Origin of the sequence: Denitratisoma oestradiolicum (genome assembly GCF_902813185.1) — a bacterium.
GTDB classification, from domain to species: Bacteria; Pseudomonadota; Gammaproteobacteria; order Burkholderiales; family Rhodocyclaceae; genus Denitratisoma; species Denitratisoma oestradiolicum.
Window position 1 is genome coordinate 3520040 of the sequence record NZ_LR778301.1, and the last position, 17636, is coordinate 3537675.

Annotated in this window: 18 protein-coding genes; 3 read left to right on the forward strand and 15 right to left on the reverse strand. The window is 59.9% G+C overall.

What is annotated here, in order from left to right:
* Nucleotides 1-6: 6 nt before the first annotated feature.
* From DENOEST_RS16050 to flgB, 12 genes are all read right to left on the reverse strand, one after another.
* The gene (locus DENOEST_RS16050; RefSeq protein ID WP_145769283.1) at nt 7-441 is read right to left on the reverse strand and encodes a hypothetical protein; all 435 of its coding nucleotides are present in this window, start codon (nt 439-441) and stop codon (nt 7-9) included.
* Nucleotides 441-2555 (reverse strand): flagellar hook-associated protein FlgL, encoded by a 2115-nt coding sequence (flgL, locus tag DENOEST_RS16055; RefSeq protein ID WP_145769284.1) that lies wholly within the window; start codon nt 2553-2555, stop codon nt 441-443. The genes DENOEST_RS16050 and flgL overlap by 1 nt, the downstream gene beginning before the upstream one ends.
* 17 nt (nt 2556-2572) lie before the next feature.
* Complete coding sequence (gene flgK / locus DENOEST_RS16060; RefSeq protein ID WP_145769285.1) at nt 2573-5482, reverse strand: flagellar hook-associated protein FlgK; 2910 nt, start codon at nt 5480-5482, stop codon at nt 2573-2575.
* Nucleotides 5483-5584: 102 nt separating this feature from the next.
* A complete protein-coding gene (flgJ, locus tag DENOEST_RS16065) occupies nt 5585-6493 on the reverse strand; it encodes a flagellar assembly peptidoglycan hydrolase FlgJ (protein WP_145769286.1) in 909 nt (302 codons plus the stop codon).
* A 66-nt stretch (nt 6494-6559) separates the two neighbouring features.
* Nucleotides 6560-7672 carry a flagellar basal body P-ring protein FlgI gene (locus DENOEST_RS16070; protein ID WP_145769287.1) on the reverse strand — a complete coding sequence of 371 codons (1113 nt, stop codon included), beginning with the start codon at nt 7670-7672 and terminating at the stop codon, nt 6560-6562.
* Nucleotides 7673-7682: 10 nt separating this feature from the next.
* Complete coding sequence (locus DENOEST_RS16075; protein WP_232096525.1) at nt 7683-8348, reverse strand: flagellar basal body L-ring protein FlgH; 666 nt, start codon at nt 8346-8348, stop codon at nt 7683-7685.
* Nucleotides 8349-8363: 15 nt separating this feature from the next.
* Entirely contained in the window at nt 8364-9146 is a 783-nt protein-coding gene (gene flgG, locus DENOEST_RS16080) for a flagellar basal-body rod protein FlgG (RefSeq protein ID WP_145769288.1), read from the reverse strand.
* Between the two features lie 9 nt (nt 9147-9155).
* Nucleotides 9156-9908 (reverse strand): flagellar basal-body rod protein FlgF, encoded by a 753-nt coding sequence (gene flgF, locus DENOEST_RS16085; RefSeq protein WP_145769289.1) that lies wholly within the window; start codon nt 9906-9908, stop codon nt 9156-9158.
* A 142-nt stretch (nt 9909-10050) separates the two neighbouring features.
* Entirely contained in the window at nt 10051-11982 is a 1932-nt protein-coding gene (locus DENOEST_RS20260) for a flagellar hook protein FlgE (protein WP_145769290.1), read from the reverse strand.
* Nucleotides 11983-12008: 26 nt separating this feature from the next.
* Entirely contained in the window at nt 12009-12692 is a 684-nt protein-coding gene (locus DENOEST_RS16095; protein ID WP_145769291.1) for a flagellar hook assembly protein FlgD, read from the reverse strand.
* Nucleotides 12693-12703: 11 nt separating this feature from the next.
* Entirely contained in the window at nt 12704-13096 is a 393-nt protein-coding gene (gene flgC / locus DENOEST_RS16100) for a flagellar basal body rod protein FlgC (protein ID WP_145769292.1), read from the reverse strand.
* Nucleotides 13097-13107: 11 nt separating this feature from the next.
* A complete protein-coding gene (flgB, locus tag DENOEST_RS16105; protein WP_145769293.1) occupies nt 13108-13515 on the reverse strand; it encodes a flagellar basal body rod protein FlgB in 408 nt (135 codons plus the stop codon).
* A 214-nt stretch (nt 13516-13729) separates the two neighbouring features.
* On the opposite strand from flgB, the gene flgA reads away from it, so the two are divergent.
* The 3 genes from flgA to DENOEST_RS16120 all read left to right on the forward strand — a co-directional run bounded on the left by flgA (nt 13730) and on the right by DENOEST_RS16120 (nt 15303).
* Nucleotides 13730-14413, forward strand: coding sequence for a flagellar basal body P-ring formation chaperone FlgA (gene flgA, locus DENOEST_RS16110; protein WP_145769294.1), 684 nt, complete (start codon nt 13730-13732; stop codon nt 14411-14413).
* 99 nt (nt 14414-14512) lie between these two features.
* Nucleotides 14513-14821, forward strand: coding sequence for a flagellar biosynthesis anti-sigma factor FlgM (gene flgM / locus DENOEST_RS16115; RefSeq protein WP_232096526.1), 309 nt, complete (start codon nt 14513-14515; stop codon nt 14819-14821).
* Nucleotides 14822-14835: 14 nt separating this feature from the next.
* Nucleotides 14836-15303 (forward strand): flagella synthesis protein FlgN, encoded by a 468-nt coding sequence (locus DENOEST_RS16120; protein WP_170228081.1) that lies wholly within the window; start codon nt 14836-14838, stop codon nt 15301-15303.
* A gap of 6 nt (nt 15304-15309) precedes the next feature.
* Here DENOEST_RS16120 and motD read toward each other — a convergent pair whose 3' ends face one another.
* The 3 genes from motD to DENOEST_RS16135 are packed head-to-tail and all read right to left on the reverse strand — an operon-like array spanning nt 15310 to nt 17609.
* Nucleotides 15310-16101 (reverse strand): flagellar motor protein MotD, encoded by a 792-nt coding sequence (gene motD / locus DENOEST_RS16125; protein ID WP_332068233.1) that lies wholly within the window; start codon nt 16099-16101, stop codon nt 15310-15312.
* Nucleotides 16102-16842, reverse strand: a complete 741-nt coding sequence (locus DENOEST_RS16130; protein WP_145769296.1) for a flagellar motor protein — start codon at nt 16840-16842, stop codon at nt 16102-16104.
* 2 nt (nt 16843-16844) lie between these two features.
* Nucleotides 16845-17609 carry an RNA polymerase sigma factor FliA gene (locus tag DENOEST_RS16135; RefSeq protein WP_145769297.1) on the reverse strand — a complete coding sequence of 255 codons (765 nt, stop codon included), beginning with the start codon at nt 17607-17609 and terminating at the stop codon, nt 16845-16847.
* Between the last annotated feature and the right edge of the window lie 27 nt (nt 17610-17636).

Below are 17636 nucleotides of genomic sequence, written 5' to 3' on the forward strand. Positions count from 1 at the left end.
TGTCCGTTATTTTCGCACCAGCATGATCACTCCTTCGGCGGTACGCTGGGAGCCGATGACGTTCGAGTCCATGCCCTCCTGGTATTCCAGTATCTGGAATTCGCGAAAACCACCTGTCTGAACCAGTTCCCGTGCCCGCCGCTGGAACACTGCCCGGGCCTCCCCCGCGCCGCCGTTGTAATAGCGCTTCATCTTGAGCGTCAGGTGGTAGCGGTCCTCCGGAAACTTCGCTTCCTGAATTTCCCAGTTGGGTGCTCCCGGATCCACCACGTAGTAGGCAATGGCCGCAACACCGCCCCAGTAAACCAGTTGGTCCAGCTTCACGCCATAGGCGGAAGTAATCTTGAGGTTCTTGTCGGCGATCAACTGGTTGCGGGGAAAAACCGTGCCGCACCCGGTCAGGCCTGCCAGCACAAAAACAAGAAGGGCGAGACGTCCCATCACAGGTAATTGAACAGGGAGAGGCCGGATATCTTGATGAAGGACTGCTGGGCGGCCTGTAGCTCGGTCTGCATGCGGGCAAGATCGGTGATGGATTTGGCATAGTCCAGATCCTGCAATCCGGACAGGGTGCTCTCGAATTGCAGGTTCAGGTTATCGGAAACCGCCCCCAGGTCATCCGCCTCCGACAAGCGAGTGCCAATATCGGCCCGCACCCGCAAGATGTTGTCCGCGACCCGGGCAAGATTGGTCAACGCGAAGCCCAGGATGTTGTGCAGGCTGGCATTGCCGGTACTCCCCGTCGCACCCACCGTGGCTTCGAGCCCCTGGATCAGATTGGACAGGGTCCCGAAAACACTTTCCGTAGTACTGTCCCGGATACTGAAGACGTCACCGCTGGCCGGGGTGCCCTGAATGGTCGCCGTGATTCCAAAGTCATCGTAGGGGGCGGCCAGCCCGGAAAATACCACCGGATCACCGCTCTTGAAGGTATGGGTGTAAGTATTGCCAAGACCGCCACTGGTGGACGTGGTATCGGTGAACAGGGAGCGTTCCGTGACGGTATCCACCAGATCGTAATAGGTCGGCGCGTTGGTACTGATATCGGTAGGATCCTTCCAGAACCTCACTTCCAACTGACGACTGTTGTTGGGACTATTCCATTTGGTCTGGTCCAGCACCTCACCGGTGCCGATAATGCCACTGCCCATGTTGTCGACCGAAGTCATCTTCGGTGCGGTGACAAAATAGCCGTTGCCCAGAGGATCGCTGCCGGACCTGACGGTAAAACTGTCGCCACTGGCGGGAATGCCCGTCACCTTGACGCTGGCTCCGAAGTCATTGCTCGGCGGATTGTAGGCTGCAGCCAGGCTGTTGAAATTGATCGCCGCACCGCTGGTATAGGCATGGGTGTAGCTCCCGCCGCCACCCGTCGCGGAAGCGTTGCCGGTAAATAAGGACTTGCCGCTGTCTCCATCCACCAGATCGTAATAGGTGGCGCCCTCGGTGCCAGCCCCGCCCACGGCCCCGGCCACATCCACCCAGAAGCGGACCTCGAGATTGCCGCTGTTGCCCTCCGAAGTCCATTTAACTGGATCGCTCACAGTGCCGGCGTCGATAGTGGCGCGTGCACCGGAGGCGGCCAGGCTGGTTGCTGTAGCCGACAGGCTACCGGCCGAGGCTACCAGGGTGAAGGTGTCGCCAGTTTGCGGGGTGCCGGTCAGGACCACCTCGGCACCGAAATCAAACAGCGGCACAACGGAGGACAGGGAGATGGGAGTACCGCTGGTGTAGGGGTTGGTATAGCTCCCCCCGGCACCCGTCGTGGAGGGCGTCCCTGTGTAAAGGGAATTGCCCGCGCCATCCACCAGATCGTAGTAAACAGCATTGGCGCCACCGCCGAGCACATCCCCCGTATCGGTCCAGAAACGCAGTTCCAGGGTACCGGTATCGGGTGGCGTGGCGTTGGTGATGTTGTAGCCCTCCACGCGCAATTGCGTGGCATTGGTGGAGCGCTCCCCCGGCAGGCCGGTCACGAAGACCCCGTTGCCATTCTTGATACGCATGAAAACATCATTACCCGACTGGCTCACCGGCAGGGCGCGACTACCCGACACCCGCAAGGTACGCTGGCCATCGTCACCGATATAGCCGACGCCATCGTCCACATTGCCGGCGAAGGGCTTGTTATTGCCCTGGTAGCCGGAAAACAGGTATTGCCCGGCGCCATCGGTGCTGTTGGCCAGGGCAACGATTTCGTCGAAGCGGGCGCGAAGCTCGGCTGCGATGCTCTTGCGGTCGGCGGGAGAAAGAGCAGCATTGCCCGCCTGCACGGTCAGCTCACGGATACGCACCAGCAGATCCGAGGTCGAAGACAACTGCCCATCCATGATGCCCAGGCTGCTCTTGGCATTGCCCTGGGCCGTCACATATTGGGCGTTGATTTCCTTGGACTGTGTGACTTCCAGTGCCCGGGCCGCAGCCACGGGATCATCTGAAGGCGTGAGCATGCGTCGTCCACTGGAAATCTGTTGCTGGGTACGCAGCAAAGAAGTGGTCCGCTGCTGGATGCTATTGACGCCACTGTCGAAAATCATGCCGGTGCTGACACGCATGATGAGCTCCTTTTCGGTTATCTACCCAGACTCAGCAACTCGTCGAAGAGCTTGCTGGAGACATTGATGATTTTGGCCGCCGCCTGGTAGGCCTGCTGGAAACGCAACAGGTTGGCAGCCTCTTCATCAAGATTGACGCCGGATTGGGACTGGATCGCGTCCTGTCCCTGCTTGGCGAGGTTCTGCTGGGCCGTCATGGTCACTTCCACTTCCCGGGACTTGTTGCCCACCTGGCTGACCACCTGGGAATAGGCGGCCTGGAAGGTGGCCGTGCCGTCGGTCATGGCATTGCTGGTCTGCAAGGCGCCCAGTAGCCCGGCATTTCGATTGTCGGACACGCCGGAGGGATTGGGGCCCACGGTAAAAAGATCTCCCTCCACCGCCGGACCGCTGATGGAGAACCGCAGGCCATTGAAGGCCAATTCCGACCCCGAGGTGTAGGGAACGTAATCCGTTGTCTGACCGATCGTGTAAGTCGTTGGCCGCCCACCCGATGGAGTCACCGTAACCATGCTACCCACGGGGAAACCGACGAGTCGATCCGGCAATACTGGTACGGTGGTCGCCTGGCGATAGGTCAGGGTGATCGGCGCCGCCGGCAGGCTGCTGTTGGTCAGCGCCAGAGCCGAAACCATCAGTCCGGTGCCCAGGTTGCTGGCACTGGACAGAGCCACCGCCGAACCAGCCCCTACCGTGGTAGAGATGACCACCAACTGGTTGCTGCTGTTCAGGCTGACCGTGGCCGAGCCGGCCGCCGGGGGCGCGGCCCCCAGGGCCGTATTGAGGGCGGTCTGCACCGCAGTCAACAGGGTCGCGGGGGTGTAGGTACCCGGCAGAATGGTGGCAGTGACGGCGGCGCCTCCATCCAGGGCAATGTTGAACTGGTCGTTGTTCCCTGCAGCAACAGTGAACGAAGCCGGCAATGTCACCCCCGCCGTTGCCACCCCCTGAGGACCCGCCAGGGTTGATGGCGATGGCATGCCGAACAGCGTGGCGAAACCGGTGTTCCCCACGCCGGGCGGCGCGATGGGGGGAGTGATATTGGGGGAAAAAGTAAAAACGTCACCATCCTGAGGTATGCCGGTGATGGTCGCAGCCAAACCGTTGATATTGATGGACAGTCCCGGTGCATAGGGAACTCGGGTCGTCGCCGTCGTGATGGGATAGCGGATCGCACCAACCTGGACGAGCGAGCCGACCGGGAAACCCACCAGACTGTTGCTGGCGGCCTCATAGACGACCGAGAAAGGGGCCGCCTGCCGCACCGACGTATCATCGACCACGCCAGCGCTGATGGCCGCCGTGCCAGCATTGGACAGGCCTGCGGAGGTGCGGATCGGCGCAGCCAGCGCGATGTCTCGCGGATCCGTTGTGGCCAGTGCGATGTCCCGGGCGCCATGGCGGGTGGGGCGGACCAGAAAGCTGTCATTGATCTGCATGGCACCGCTCAACTCCAGGTCGAAACCCTGGGGCGCGGCATTGGTCATCAGATCGACCAGCGCCTCCGCCTGATCACTGCCCACACCCTTCCAGAACTGATGGTCCGATATCCGTTCCAGGGTAAAGCTGTTGACTCCGGTGAGCGTCAGACGATAGTCGCTGGCAGTCATGGTCTGAATATTCGAGCCGGTGGATGCCAGCGTCGCGCTACCCGTATTGGTGGCGAAGGAAATAACCCGGTCCATGGGTGGGGCATCAGGGCGAACCAAGAAGACATCGCCATTGGCGGGCGCACCGGAGGACAGGGAAAAACGGATTCCATCCACAACCTGGGGCAGATCCGAAAAAACACCCAGCATTTGATCATCGGCCAGGCGAGTAATGGCATATCCCCCCAGGCCCTGATCGTAGCTCAGGGAGTAATCGCTACTGATGACATTGGCGGTCAGGATGCCCGTACCGATATTGGTGGGTGCGCCGAGCGTCGAAAGCTGGATGGGATCGAAAAAGTTCCCGCCCATGTCCCCCGTCAGATCCTGTCCCAGGGAATGCTGGGCGTTGAATTTCGTTGCCACGGCAAAAGCGATGCGGCCAATGCTGTTCTGGGCCGGGTCCAGGGTCCCGGTGCGGAAATTCAGTAGCCCCCCCAGATTTCCTCCGGTGATCAGGGACTCCGGAATCACCTCCGCGTTGCCTGCCGGACTCAGCAATCCAATCTGGAAGTTGGTCGTGTCCTCCCGATCCGGTATCGCCTGCAACTGATAAATCTGGGAACCCACCATCAGAGGCTGACCGGAACCGAAGAAGACGCTGTAGCTGCCATCGGTTTCCACGTGAGTGGTGATGCGAATTTCCTTGTTGAGATCGGACACCAGCTTGTCACGCTGATCAAAGAGATCATTGGCAGGCTGACTCCCTCCCGCCTGAGCGACGATGATGCGCTGATTGACGTCGGCGATCTGGGCGATATAGGAATTGATTGTCGTCACTTCGCTACGAACCTGGGTATTCACACCGCTGCGCATGTCTTCCAGTTGCTGGTCCAGCCCCTGGAAGCGTGCCACCAGCCCCTGACCGGCAGAAAGCATGGCCTGCCGGGCGGGAATCGAAGACGGGTTTGCAGCAGCCTCATCGAGGGCCTTGAAGAAACCTTGCAAGGCAGGGCTCAGTCCAGCGCTGGGATCCGCCAGCAGGTTATCTATCTGGGCGATCTGGTTCGCGTAGGTTTCCAACTCGGCCGCATTGGTCTGGGCATTCAATACCTGCCCGGCGAGGAAATCGTTGTACACACGTCGCACGGTGTCAACATTGGTGCCCTGCCCGAGGAAACCCGCTCCGGTGAGTACGGGTGTGTTGGTCGACTGGGAGATTGTCTGACGATTGAAGCCGGGAGTCGAAGCATTGGCGATGTTGTGGCTGGTCGTCAAAATGCCCATCTGGGCCGCATTGAGACCTGACACGCTGACATTGAGAAGGCCGCTACCCATGATGTATTCCGTTTCCCGTTAACTACGGCAAGGCTTGCCGGAAGTTGAATCCCTGGCTGGGGTTGAGCAACCCCCGTGCCATGGACCCGGTGAAGCGGAAAATCAGCCTATCAGAGCCTGGCGCAATGTGGCGCCAGAGATGATGCGCTCCAGCTTGACTGCGTACATGGGATCAGTGGCATAGCCGGCCCGTTGCAGGCCATGGGCAAAGGCTGTGCCCTCCTGACTGCCCCGGACTGCGGCATAGCGTGGGCTCGATGCCATCAGTTGGGCATAATCGGCAAAGGCCTCACCATAGGAGGCATAGGCGCGGAAACGCTCCACCTGCCGCTGTGGAACACCATCCACGTATTCGATGGTGGCGGATTCCACCACGGGCCCGGTCCAGGACCGTCCAGCCTTGAGGCCAAACAGGTTATAGCTGGGGCGACCATCGGGAAAGCGCGGCTCGGACTTGCCCCAGCCCGTCTCCAGGGCCGCCTGGGCCACCAGGAAATGGGGCGGGATACCCAAACTGCGGGCAGCTTCCTGGGCATGGGGCCAGACCTTGTCCACAAACTGGTTGGCACCACCAGCCACGGTGACCGGAGTGACCGCCCCGTCGCTCCGGCCCAAAGGATCGATCCTCAAGGTGGGCGCCGGTTTTTCCAATGACAGGGGGCGCAACTCGGGCGTCAGGGGAAGCCCTCCTTCCATCGCCTCCGGATCGCCGCTGGCGCGGGTCAGTTGCTTCTCTATCATCGCTGCAAGACCGGTACCGCCCTTGCCCGCCATCACCTGGGTCAATTGCTGGTCAAGCAGGGACTCGTACATCCGGGTCTGTTCGCTGTCGAACATGCCTTCCTTCGGCGTGGCGTCCCGCATGGACTTGAGGACCATCTGGAGAAACAGGGCCTCGAACTGGCGGGCAGCCTCCTTCAGGGCCTGGGGATCATTACCCTTGACCTGACGCTTGAGGGAGGCAAGACGGCCGACATCAAAAATGTTCGGCTCAACACTGGAGGAATTCATGGCTCGCGCAGCTTCTCATCCACGCGCTGCCGGCAATCGTCCGAACAGCACGGCAATATCTGCCTGTCAGATGATTTCAAGTTCGGCCCGCAGTGCCCCGGCCGACTTCATGGCCTGAAGCACCGCCACCAGATCCTGAGGATTGGCGCCAATGGCATTCAGGGCCCTGATCACATCGGCCAGACTGGCGCCGGACTGCACATGCAACAGGGAACCGGCATCCTGCCGAATCTCGATCTGGGCATTGGTCACGCCCGCCGTCTGCCCCCCCGCCAGGGGATTGGGCTGGCTCACGGCATTGCTGGCATTGACCGAGACGGTCAGATTGCCATGGGCCACGGCGCAGTTCTCCAGCATCACAGCCTGATTCATCACCACGGAGCCGGACCGGGCGTTGATGATCACCTTGGCAGCCAAGCGGGCCGGTTGCAATTCAATACTCTCCAGTACGCCCAAAAAGGAAACCCGCGCATCGGAGCCGACCGGCGCCCGCACCCGTATCTGTCGGGCATCCATGGCCGTGGCCGTCCCCGGACTCTGGCGGTTGATGGCTTCCACCATGCGCTGGGCCGTGCCGAAGTCCGCTGCGTTGAGGTCGAAATAGACAAACTCGCCTTCACCCAGAGGGGTCAGCACCTCCCGTTCTACCGTGGCACCGCCGGCCACGCGCCCCACCGAAAGATGATTGACCGTGACCTTGGAGCCACCACCAGCTGCCCCGGCACCGCTCACCACCACATTGCCCTGGGCCATCGCATAGACCTGGCCATCGGCACCCTTGAGAGGGGTCAGCACCAGGGTGCCCCCCTTGAGGCTCTTGGCGTTGCCCATGGAGGAAACCGTAACATCGATCTGCTGGCCAGAGCGTGAGAAGGGTGGCAGGGTAGCCGTGACCATGACAGCCGCCACGTTCTTGAGCTGAAGACTGGTGCCCGGTGGCAGGGTCACCCCCATGTTGGACAGCATGTTCACAATGCTCTGCACCGTGAAGGGAGTCTGGGTGGTCTGGTCGCCACTGCCGTCGAGGCCTACCACCAAGCCGTAGCCGATGAGCTGGTTGTTGCGCACACCCGAAATCGAAGCCAGGTCCTTGATGCGCTCGGCCCGGGCCGCATCAGCCACCATCAGGCCGGCCAGGACCCACATCAGGGCAATCAGTATCTTGTGGGTCAGGCTCATGGATACCTCGTCAGAACGGCAGATAGCTCAGGAAGAAACGTCCCAGCCAGCCCATGGCCTGGGCATCATCCACAAAGCCATTGGCCTTGTATTCGATCCGGGCATCGGCCACCTGCGTCGATTGCACGGTATTGGCGGTGGTGATGGTGGTGGGATTGACCACGCCGGAGAAGCGGACGAATTCCTCGCCCTCCTTCAATCCAATCTGCTTCTCGCCGGACACCAGTAAGTTGCCGTTGGGCAACACCTCAATCACGGTGACTGTGATGGTGGAGGTAAAGTCCGCAGTGGAACTGTTCTCTCCCTTGCCTCCGAACTTGTTGCTGCTCGATGCCTCGACACTCAGTCCGGTAGCCCCCTTGAACGGAACTCCTGTCAGGGTGGGCACCCCCGCTTCCAGGGACTGGGAACGTTCGGCCGTGGTGCCGGATTTCTTCGAGGCCTGAACCTTTTCCGCCACGTTGATGGTGATGATGTCACCGACGAAACGGGCGCGCCGATCCTCAAACAGGGGACGGGCGCTGGCAACGCTGTAGATAGCTCCGGTTCGCTGCGCGGCCAGGGAACGGGGCTCGGGACGGGCTGTCATCGGCTGGTGAATGGCCGTGGGCGGCACTGTGGTGATGCAGCCAGCCAGGACCATTGCCATCAATATCAGTACAGATATTCTGAACATGGTTCCCCCCATTGCTTAAAGCTGGGTCAGGCGGGCCAGCATCTGGTCCGAAGTACTGATGGCCTTGGAGTTCATCTCGTAGGCCCGCTGAGTCTGGATCATACTGACCAACTCCTCGGCCACATTGACATTGGAGGTTTCCACATAACCCTGATTGATCAGCCCCGCGCCATTGGTACCCGGAGTATTAGGCGTCGGTGTACCGGAGGAGGCTGTTTCCACGAACAGGTTCTCGCCAACGCTTTGCAGGCCACCCGGGTTAACAAAAGTGGCCAGTTGCACCGTACCGATCTGGGTAGGTGTGCTGGAGCCGGCCTGCAGGATTGAAACAATGCCATCCCGGCTGACAGTCACCGAAGTGGCATTGGAGGGAATGGTGATGGCCGGCGACAGAGGATAGCCGCTGGAGGTCACCACCTGGCCGGTGCTGTCCTTCTGGAAGGCACCGTCCCGGGTGTAGGACAGGGTGCCATCAGGCATCTGAATCTGGAAAAAACCCTGACCGTTGATGGCGATATCCAGAGTGTTTTCGGTTTTTTGCAGACTGCCCTGGGTAAAGATATGTTCCGTGGAGATGGGACGAACACCAACCCCCAGCATCAGACCGGAGGGGATGGTGGTTTGCTGGGAAGATTGGGCGCCCGGCTGACGCAGGTTCTGGTATAGCAAATCCTCGAATACGGCTCGAGACCGTTTGAAGCCGTTGGTGCCGACGTTGGCCAGGTTGTTGGAAATGACATCAAGCTGGGTTTGCTGGGCATCCAGGCCGGTCTTGGCAATCCAGAGGGAACGAATCATGGCTCAGTCCTATCGGCTGGAAATCACTTGGGTGGCGGCGCGATCATTCTGCTCGGCGGAGGACAGCATCCGCATCTGCATCTCGAACTGGCGGGCCAGGGAAATCATGCTCACCATCTGATCCACCGGATTGACGTTGCTGTTCTCGAGATAGCCATTGGCCACGCTGACCTTTTCATCGGGAGGGGATGCGCCCTCTTCCTTGAGTCGGAACAGGCCGTCGCCCCCGCGAACCAGGGTTTCTTCCGGAGGATTCACCAGCTTGACCCGGCCGATGGCATTCACCGTGTTCTGAGCGCCGGTTTCCGGAATCACGGAAACCGTGCCGTCCTTGCCCACAGCGATCTTGGAATCCGGCGGCACGGAGATCGGGCCACCATCCCCCATCACCGGAATGCCGCCGCGAGTTTGCAGCACCCCATTGACGTTCAACTCCAGATTGCCGTTGCGGGTATAGGCCTCGGTACCATCGGGCAGGGAAAGCGCGATCCAGCCCTTGCCTTCGACGGCCAAATCCAGATTGCGGCCGGTGTATTGCAAAGGCCCCGAGCTGAAGTCCGTATGGGTGCTGGCATCCACCGCGAAGGCACGGGTCGGCAGGGCCGCGGGCGCATTGTGGGTCTGCACCTGTACGGCACGCAGACGATGCTCCTCCGCCCGGTAGCCTGTGGAGGAAACATTGGCCAGATTGTGAGCCACTGCCGCCTGACGGTTCATGGTCTGGCTGGCACCGCTCATGGCGGTGTAGATCAGTCTATCCATTATGAACCTCTCCCCCGGCCCCTTCCCGTGGAGGGGGGTGACGACGGTTCGCGTGCGCTGCACGCTCCATGTCCTGGCTGCGCCGCCTTGGGGCGGCCCGGCGGTGGCGCTCGCTACGATTGAGGGTGGTGGACATCATGGATTAGCGCAGGTTCACCAGGGTCTGTAACACACTGTCCTGGGTCTTGATGGTCTGGGCATTGGCCTGATAGACCCGCTGCTGGGTGATCATGTCCACCAGTTCCTTGGTGAGATCCACGTTGGACTCTTCCACGGCGGCCGACTGGATCGACCCCAGGCTGCCCTGGCCCGGCGTGCCAGGAATGGGCTGGCCGGACTCGGCGGTCTCCGCCCACTGGTTACCGCCCATGGAGAGCAGGCCATTGGGATTGTTGAAATTCACCAGGACCACCTGCCCCATGTTGCGTGCCTTGCCGTTGGAATACCGACCCTGGACGATGCCGTCTCCCGACACTGACAGCCCCGACAGACGTCCGGAGGTGAAGCCGTCCTGCAACAATTGGTTCACGCCGAAGCTGATGCCGTATTGAGTCGTTCCCCTCAGGTCAAGGGTGAAGGTCAAGGGGCTGGTGGCGCCGTTGTTCAGGGTGAAGGTCTGGGTCAGAGGCATGTCCGTGGCCAGAGCGCCTGCCGTAGTGAAGTCAAGGGTCACAGGCCCAGACTGTCCGCCGCCATCGAGGGTGGTATACATCTGCCAGCCATTACCGGCGGAGGTCTTGACGAAATACATCGTCAGGTTGTGGGGATTCCCCAGGGAGTCATAGACCGTTTGTGCCGTGGAGCCGGTATAGCTAAGGGTGTTGCTGGCATCGAAATTGTCCGCGCCGTTGCTCGTCCCGAACAGGTCCGACACCCCATTGCCTCCGGTCACGAATACCGATGAGGCCGTACCGGTGGTGGGCGAAGTAATCACCAGGTTGTCCGATCCATCCAACGTTGCACCGATAGGTGCAACAGGGGCAGTCAACCCCAACTCGCTATTGATTTCGTCCAGCAAATCCAGATCGGGCGCTGTAATCACACCAGCGGGATCCGGATAATTCCCCGGTGGCAGGGTCACGTTGTAAAGGGTGCCGTCGATGTAGAGGGAAAAACTGTCGTTCTGTCCGGTGGTGATGGTCAAAGGGAAAGTCACCGGGGTGATGCCCGTATAGGCACCTGGGGTCGGCGTCGCCGTCCCCAGCACGGGTCCTCCGGTAGGCAGATTTCCAAGGATGACATCGGCGTTGGAACTGGCGGCAATGCTGATGGAGGAACCGCGCGAATTGCTGCCGACGGTTCCCAGGCTACCGGAGGTGAATACCAGTTTGCCTCCCGCGTTGGTAGTGACGTCCACGCTCGCTCCTGAAGTACCCAATGCGGTATTGATCAGGCTGGACAAAGTCGTCGCCATATCGGCAGGCGTGTAATTACCGTCCGGGATGGTCACGCTGGCCAGAACCCCATCTACCCAGATGTCCAGTTGATTGTTGGGCGTGGCGGCGGCAATCGTCACGGTGGTCGCCAGGGCGGTATTTGCGGTCAGAGAACCGGCAGACATGGCAACCGGTGCCGTAGCACGGGAGTCCAGGTTCAACTGGACCTGGCTGGCGGATGTCACCTTGGGAGGAATATTGGTGGTAGACACCTGAATGTCCACATAATCCCCGGGCACGATGGCGCCGGTAGCATCGGCTGAGTAACCGGTCAGACGCTGCCCCCCAGAACTGACGACGAAACCATCCTTGTCCACCGAGAACTGCCCGTTCCGGGTGTAGGAAATGGTCCCGCTGCTGGACATGCGATACATGCCGGAACCGTTGATCGCCAGATCCAGGGGATTGTTGGTGGCAGTGACGTTGCCCTGGGTAAATTGCTGAGCGATGGCTGCCACGGAAGAGCCAATACCGACCTGGGTGCCGCCACCTCCCGACAAGGAAGATGCGAATACGTCGGCGAACCGCACCTGGGATGACTTGAAGCCCGCCGTATTGGCGTTGGCGACGTTATTGCCGATCGCATCCAGCGCCTTGGCCGATACGTTCAGTCCACTCAAACCTTGTTGAAAGCCCATTGCTGTCTCCTGTTAGATCCGCGCGGTCAGAGAATTTCCCGCACATCCGACATCGCGAAACTACCCTGCTGCCCCACATTCAGGACCACGCCTGCGGCAGTGCGCTCCACACTTGAAACCAGTCCCACTGACAGCGCACTGGCGGTAACCTTGTCAGCGCCGCGAATGGCTGTGACACTGATGGTGTAGGCGCCATCGGCCGCGTCTGCGCCACTGTTGGCCTTGCCATCCCACTGGAAACTGTGGGAGCCAGCATCCATGCCGCCCAGTTGCAGGGTCCGTACCGGAATACCATTAGCATCCTTGATGGTGACGGTTACCTGATCGGCGGCGGACCCCAGTTCAACACCGCCAAAGGCCATTCCCTTGGCCATATCCATCCCGGAGCCCGGCACCAATACGCCATGCCCCACCAGAGCGGCAGCCTGCATGGCCTGGCTGTCGGCGGAATTGCTGATCAATTTCTGCAAGGTGGCGTTCAATCGCTCGATGCCGTCCACGGTGCTGATCTGGGCCATCTGGGAGGTCATCTGGGCGTTGTCCAGAGGGTTCATCGGATCCTGGTTCTTGAGTTGCGTGGTCAGCAATTTCAAGAAGCGGTTTTGGGATTCGCTGATTTGTGACTTGTTGCTGGTGCTCGACCCCGAACCGCTCAGGGATGCGAACAGGGCAGCGTTGGAACCGTCGGCGACCGAATTTGTCGTTGCCATTTCAATACTCCTTATTGACCAATCGCCAGAACCTTCAACATCAACGACTTGGCAGTACTCATCACCTCGGCATTGGTCTGGTAGGCCCGGGAAGCGGAGATCATGTTCACCATTTCCTCCACCACGTTAACATTGGGCATCGCCACATAACCCTCTTCGTTGGCCGCAGGACTGTTGGGATCGTAGGTCATACGCAGGGGCGCCGCGCTGTCCACCACCTGTGTCACCTGTACGCCCTGTCCATTCCCCATGGGGATAGCCTTGAACACCACCTGCTTGGCCCGGTAGGGCTGCCCATCGGCGCCCACCACGCTATCGGCATTGGCCAGGTTGCTCGATACCGCATTCAGACGGGCCGACTGGGCGGTCAGGGCGGAACTGGAAATCGACAGAATGTTGAACATGGCGAGCTACCTCACTGGCCCTGGATGGCCGTCTGCATATCCTTGAACTTGCTGCGCATGAAAGTCAGCATTGCCTCAATCTGTACTGCATTCTCGGTAAATGCCGCCCTTTCCACGTCCATATTCACCGTATTGCCATCCACCGCACCCTGATATTCGTTGCGGTACTGCACGTCGACACCGTCACGGCCGCCCACGGAGGAATCCTGGTGGCCTGCAGCGGTGCGGCTCATTGTCAGCGCGCCCCGGCTCGCCCCCCCCAAGGCATTGGCCAGTGAGGACTTGAAGTCAAAATCCCGCGCCTTGTAATGGGGGGTGTCGCCATTGGCGATGTTCGAAGCCAGCAACTCCTGGCGATAGGACCGCAGGTTCAATGCCGTGTGCTGAACCCGAAACTCGCTGTCGATACGATCAATCATCTTGGACTCAAGTTTTTTACCTACCTGCCGTAATGCAGCTACCGTGCCAGCAGGAAATTCATTGCTCCTGAGCTCTTCTTCCCTTAACCACGGCCTTCCACCTCGACCTTTGGCGGCAATACGGCGATACCTCGGCAACAATTGCCGGCACTGGGTTACTCTAGAAGAGTCCATTGGCTTGCGCGCCTGGGGCACGCCATGATTGAATCCCCCCATGAAGTCATGTCATCTCGCCCTGCTGGCAGCACTCCTCATCGCTGTCCCGGCCGGAGCCCATCAGGATCCTCTGTCAATCCGGAAGGCCGTGGAAGGGTTCCTTCAGTCTCAGACCCGGGGCCTGCCGGGGCAAGTCAGTATCACCGTGGGCCCTGTAGACCCACGGAACCAGCTATTGCCTTGTGAAGCCCTTGAGACTTTCCTCCCTCCCGGGGGAAGGGCCTGGGGCCGCACCAATGTAGTGGTCCGTTGTCAGAAGGAAGGGGGTTGGAGCCAATACGTCTCCGCCCACGTAAAGGTGAAGGGTGAGTATCTTGTTGCCACCCGTGCATTGAGTGCCGGCCAGATACTGGGTGAGGGTGACCTTGCCTCGCAATCGGGAGACCTTACCGACCTGCCCGGCAACCTGATTACCGACTCCCGCCTGGCGCTGGGGCGCACACTGATCATGCCGACCGCCGCTGGACGCCCCCTGCGCAGCGATTTGCTGCGGCAGGCCCCGGTGATTCAAGCAGGGCAGACGGTCAAAATAGTATCGAAAGGAACAGGATTTCAGGTTTCCAGCGAAGGACAGGCCCTCAATGGTGCGGCAGAAGGTCAGGTAGTAAGGGTGAGAACCGCCAGCGGTCAGATCGTAAGTGGCCTGGCGCAAAATGGCGGTATGGTGGAAATCACTTACTGATACAATCGAAGAGCATTATTTTCATAGTCGTTGCTCTAAAGTATTCTGAACTTTGTCCGTTACCAGAGTCAGCGATCCCTGAGAGGAAAGGATTTCATCGTGAAGGTCGACAACCCCGTCAGCTCCATCGGCCGCCCATCTGCCGGGCCAAAGGTGTCTGTGCGCTCGACACCGACACCTCCTCGGCAGATACCGGAAAGCGGATCGCAGGTGCAGATTTCCTCCCTGTCCTCCCAGTTGCACGGGACGGAAGCCTTGGCGGGGGGGGCGACTGTGGTCGATTTCAAGCGGGTAGCGGAAATCAAGCAGGCAATTGCCGAGGGGCGCTTCAAGGTGGACCCTGAAAAGATTGCGGATGGATTGCTGGATAGTGTCCGTCAGATGCTGCATGGCCGTTCCGGGTCCTGACTGCCCTGACCGGCGTGCACAACAAAGGGGATATTCTTCGCCTGCTTAGCAACGAACTCGCAGCAGTCGCCGAGTTCACTGCCCTGCTACAGCAGGAACAGCAAGCCCTTGTTACAGGTGTCGTGGAAGGTTTCGAGTCCTTGGCAACCGCCAAGCTCGGAATCGCTGATCGCCTCAATGCCCTGAGTAACGCCCGTGAGCAATCGTTGCGCCGGGCCGGGCTACCGGAGGGGCGGCAAGGTATGGATGCTTGGCTGGCCACGCAACAGGCCTCGGCCCGATCGGATTGGCAGTCCCTACTGAATACAGCCGCGGAAGCCCGGCGGCTCAATGAACTCAACGGCAAGCTCATCGCCGAACGTCTGAGCAGTAATCAGCAAGCCCTCTCGATTCTGACTGCAGCAACCAATCGCGCCGCACTCTATGGCCCTGACGGCCAGACCCATGTCAGCGGCGCGGGCCGCAAGCTGGGAAGCGCTTGAGCTGGCTTAACGTCCGACCGGAACTTCCACCGGATTATCTGGATTCTGTGCCTCAAGGGTAATTTCCACCCGCCGGTTGCGCTGGCGTCCGTCGGCGTCGGAATTATCAGCCACGGGACGCTGATCGGCATAACCGGTGGCGGTCAGGCGGCGCGAATCAACACCATTTTCGATAAATAACCGCACCACAGAAGAGGCTCGCATGCCCGATAGTTCCCAATTGGAAGGGAACTGCGGGGTACTAATGGGCGTATTGTCGGTATGTCCTTCTACGATGATAGGAAAGCTCGCCGCCGCAAGAATTCTGGCCACGGCCCGCAAGGCGCTGACCGCCACCGGGTCCAGAGCCGCATCCCCGGGGGCGAAAAGAACGCTGGCATTTATTTCCACAGTAATACCTCGGGCGCTTTCAGTGACTCTGACGCGCCCATCCTGGACCAGGGGCGCCAGCGCACCCTTAATGTCCTTGGCCATGGTTCGTATCTTGTCCCGGTTCTGCCGAATAGTTTCATCACCCTTCATTCCTGGCTGAGGCTTGCGCAGGGGAATTGATATGGACAGGGGAGCATTGGGGTTAATGGCTACCGTAGCCCCTCCGGTATCTCCCGGAATGTTTCTGAAAGCAGAAGTCAGGGAGTCTGAAAGAACCCGATATTTACCTTCATTGACCGAAGATACAGCATACATCACGACAAAAAAAGCAAACAGCAGGGTAATGAAATCGGCGTAGGACACCAGCCAGCGCTCGTGGTTCTCGTTTTCTTCTTCGTGACGCCGTTTTCGGGGCATGGGATTCATTCAAGCAAGATAGCCCTGCAAACGGCTCTCAATCAAGCGGGGATTATCGCCATTGGCGATCCCCACCAGGCCATCCACATACATTTCACGGTAGGCGACCAGACGCGATACATTCGTCAGAAGCTTCTTGGCAATGGGCAGGAAGATGAGATTGGCGGCACCGACACCATAGATGGTGGCTACGAAGGCCACCGCGATCCCGGCTCCCAGCTTGGAAGGATCGGAGAGATTTTCCATAACGTGGATCAGGCCCATGACCGCGCCCAGGATGCCGATGGTCGGCGAATAGCCACCGGCCGATTCCCATATCTTCGCGGCCAGTTTCAGGTCCGCTTCGTAGGAGCCAATCTCCACCTCCAGAACTTCCCGGAGGCGATCCGGTTCAGCCCCGTCCACCAAAAGTTGCAGGCCCTTGCGCAGGAACGGATCCTCCAGGGAGGCGGTCTGTGCCTCCAGCGCCAGTAGCCCTTCCTTGCGGGCAATATGAGCCCAGCGGCTGACATCATTGATCAGTGTCTGTGGAAGCACCGTGGGGGGGAAAAATATCCAGCGGCCCATTTTCATGCCAACCAGAAAAACATGGAGGGGGCTTTGCAGCAACACGGCCCCCAGGGTACCCCCCATCACGATCACAAATGCCGTCGGCTGCACCAGGGAGCCCAGATGCCCACCCTCAAGGATCTGCCCCCCGATGATTGCGGCAAGACCAACCAGCAGACCGACAACGCTGATGATGTCCATATTCAGGCCGGCGCGCCCTTGGGTTTGCTCCCTCGCTTCGCCTTCGGCTGTGGTGGGTATTCACCCATCACAGCTACCCGCAATCTGGCGACAGCCTGGGTGTGAATCTGGCAAACGCGGGATTCTGTAACGCCCATGACCTCTCCGATTTCCCGCAGGTTGAGATCCTGTTCGTAATAGAGGGCCATCATCAGCTTCTCCCTTTCGGGTAGGGCCGCGATGGCACTGACCAAGGCCGCCCGCATGTCGGCGTCTTCGAGCGCCCGCAAAGGGTCGACAGTATCACTGGCGACATTGCGTTCAAGATAGCCTTCGCCCCTGTCGCCCCCCATGTCCTCAAGGTAGAGCAGCTGATGGCCTCGGGCCTCCTGTAGCAGTTTCTGATAATCGTCCAAGGCTAGGCCCAAAGCTTCCGCCAGTTCCCCCTCGGAGGGAGGCCTGCCATGGTGGTGCTCCAGTTTCTGAATCGCGACTTCCACCCGGCGCATTTCACGCCGCACCCCCCTGGGCAGCCAGTCGTTTTCGCGCAAGCCGTCCAGCATGGCTCCCCGGATACGTTGTACCGCATAGGTCTCGAATTGGGCGCCCTGCCCATCCTCGAAGCGGGTCAACGCATCGAGCAGGCCCAACATGCCGTTCTGGATCAAATCCTCGGCCTGGACACTAGCGGGTAGTCTCGCCATGAGATGGTAGGCAATACGCTTGACCAACGGGGCATATTGGCGGACGAGTTGCTCTCGTTCGAGGGCACCTTGGGCGGTGTACATCGATGAACATGGAAGCCGTTGTAGTGG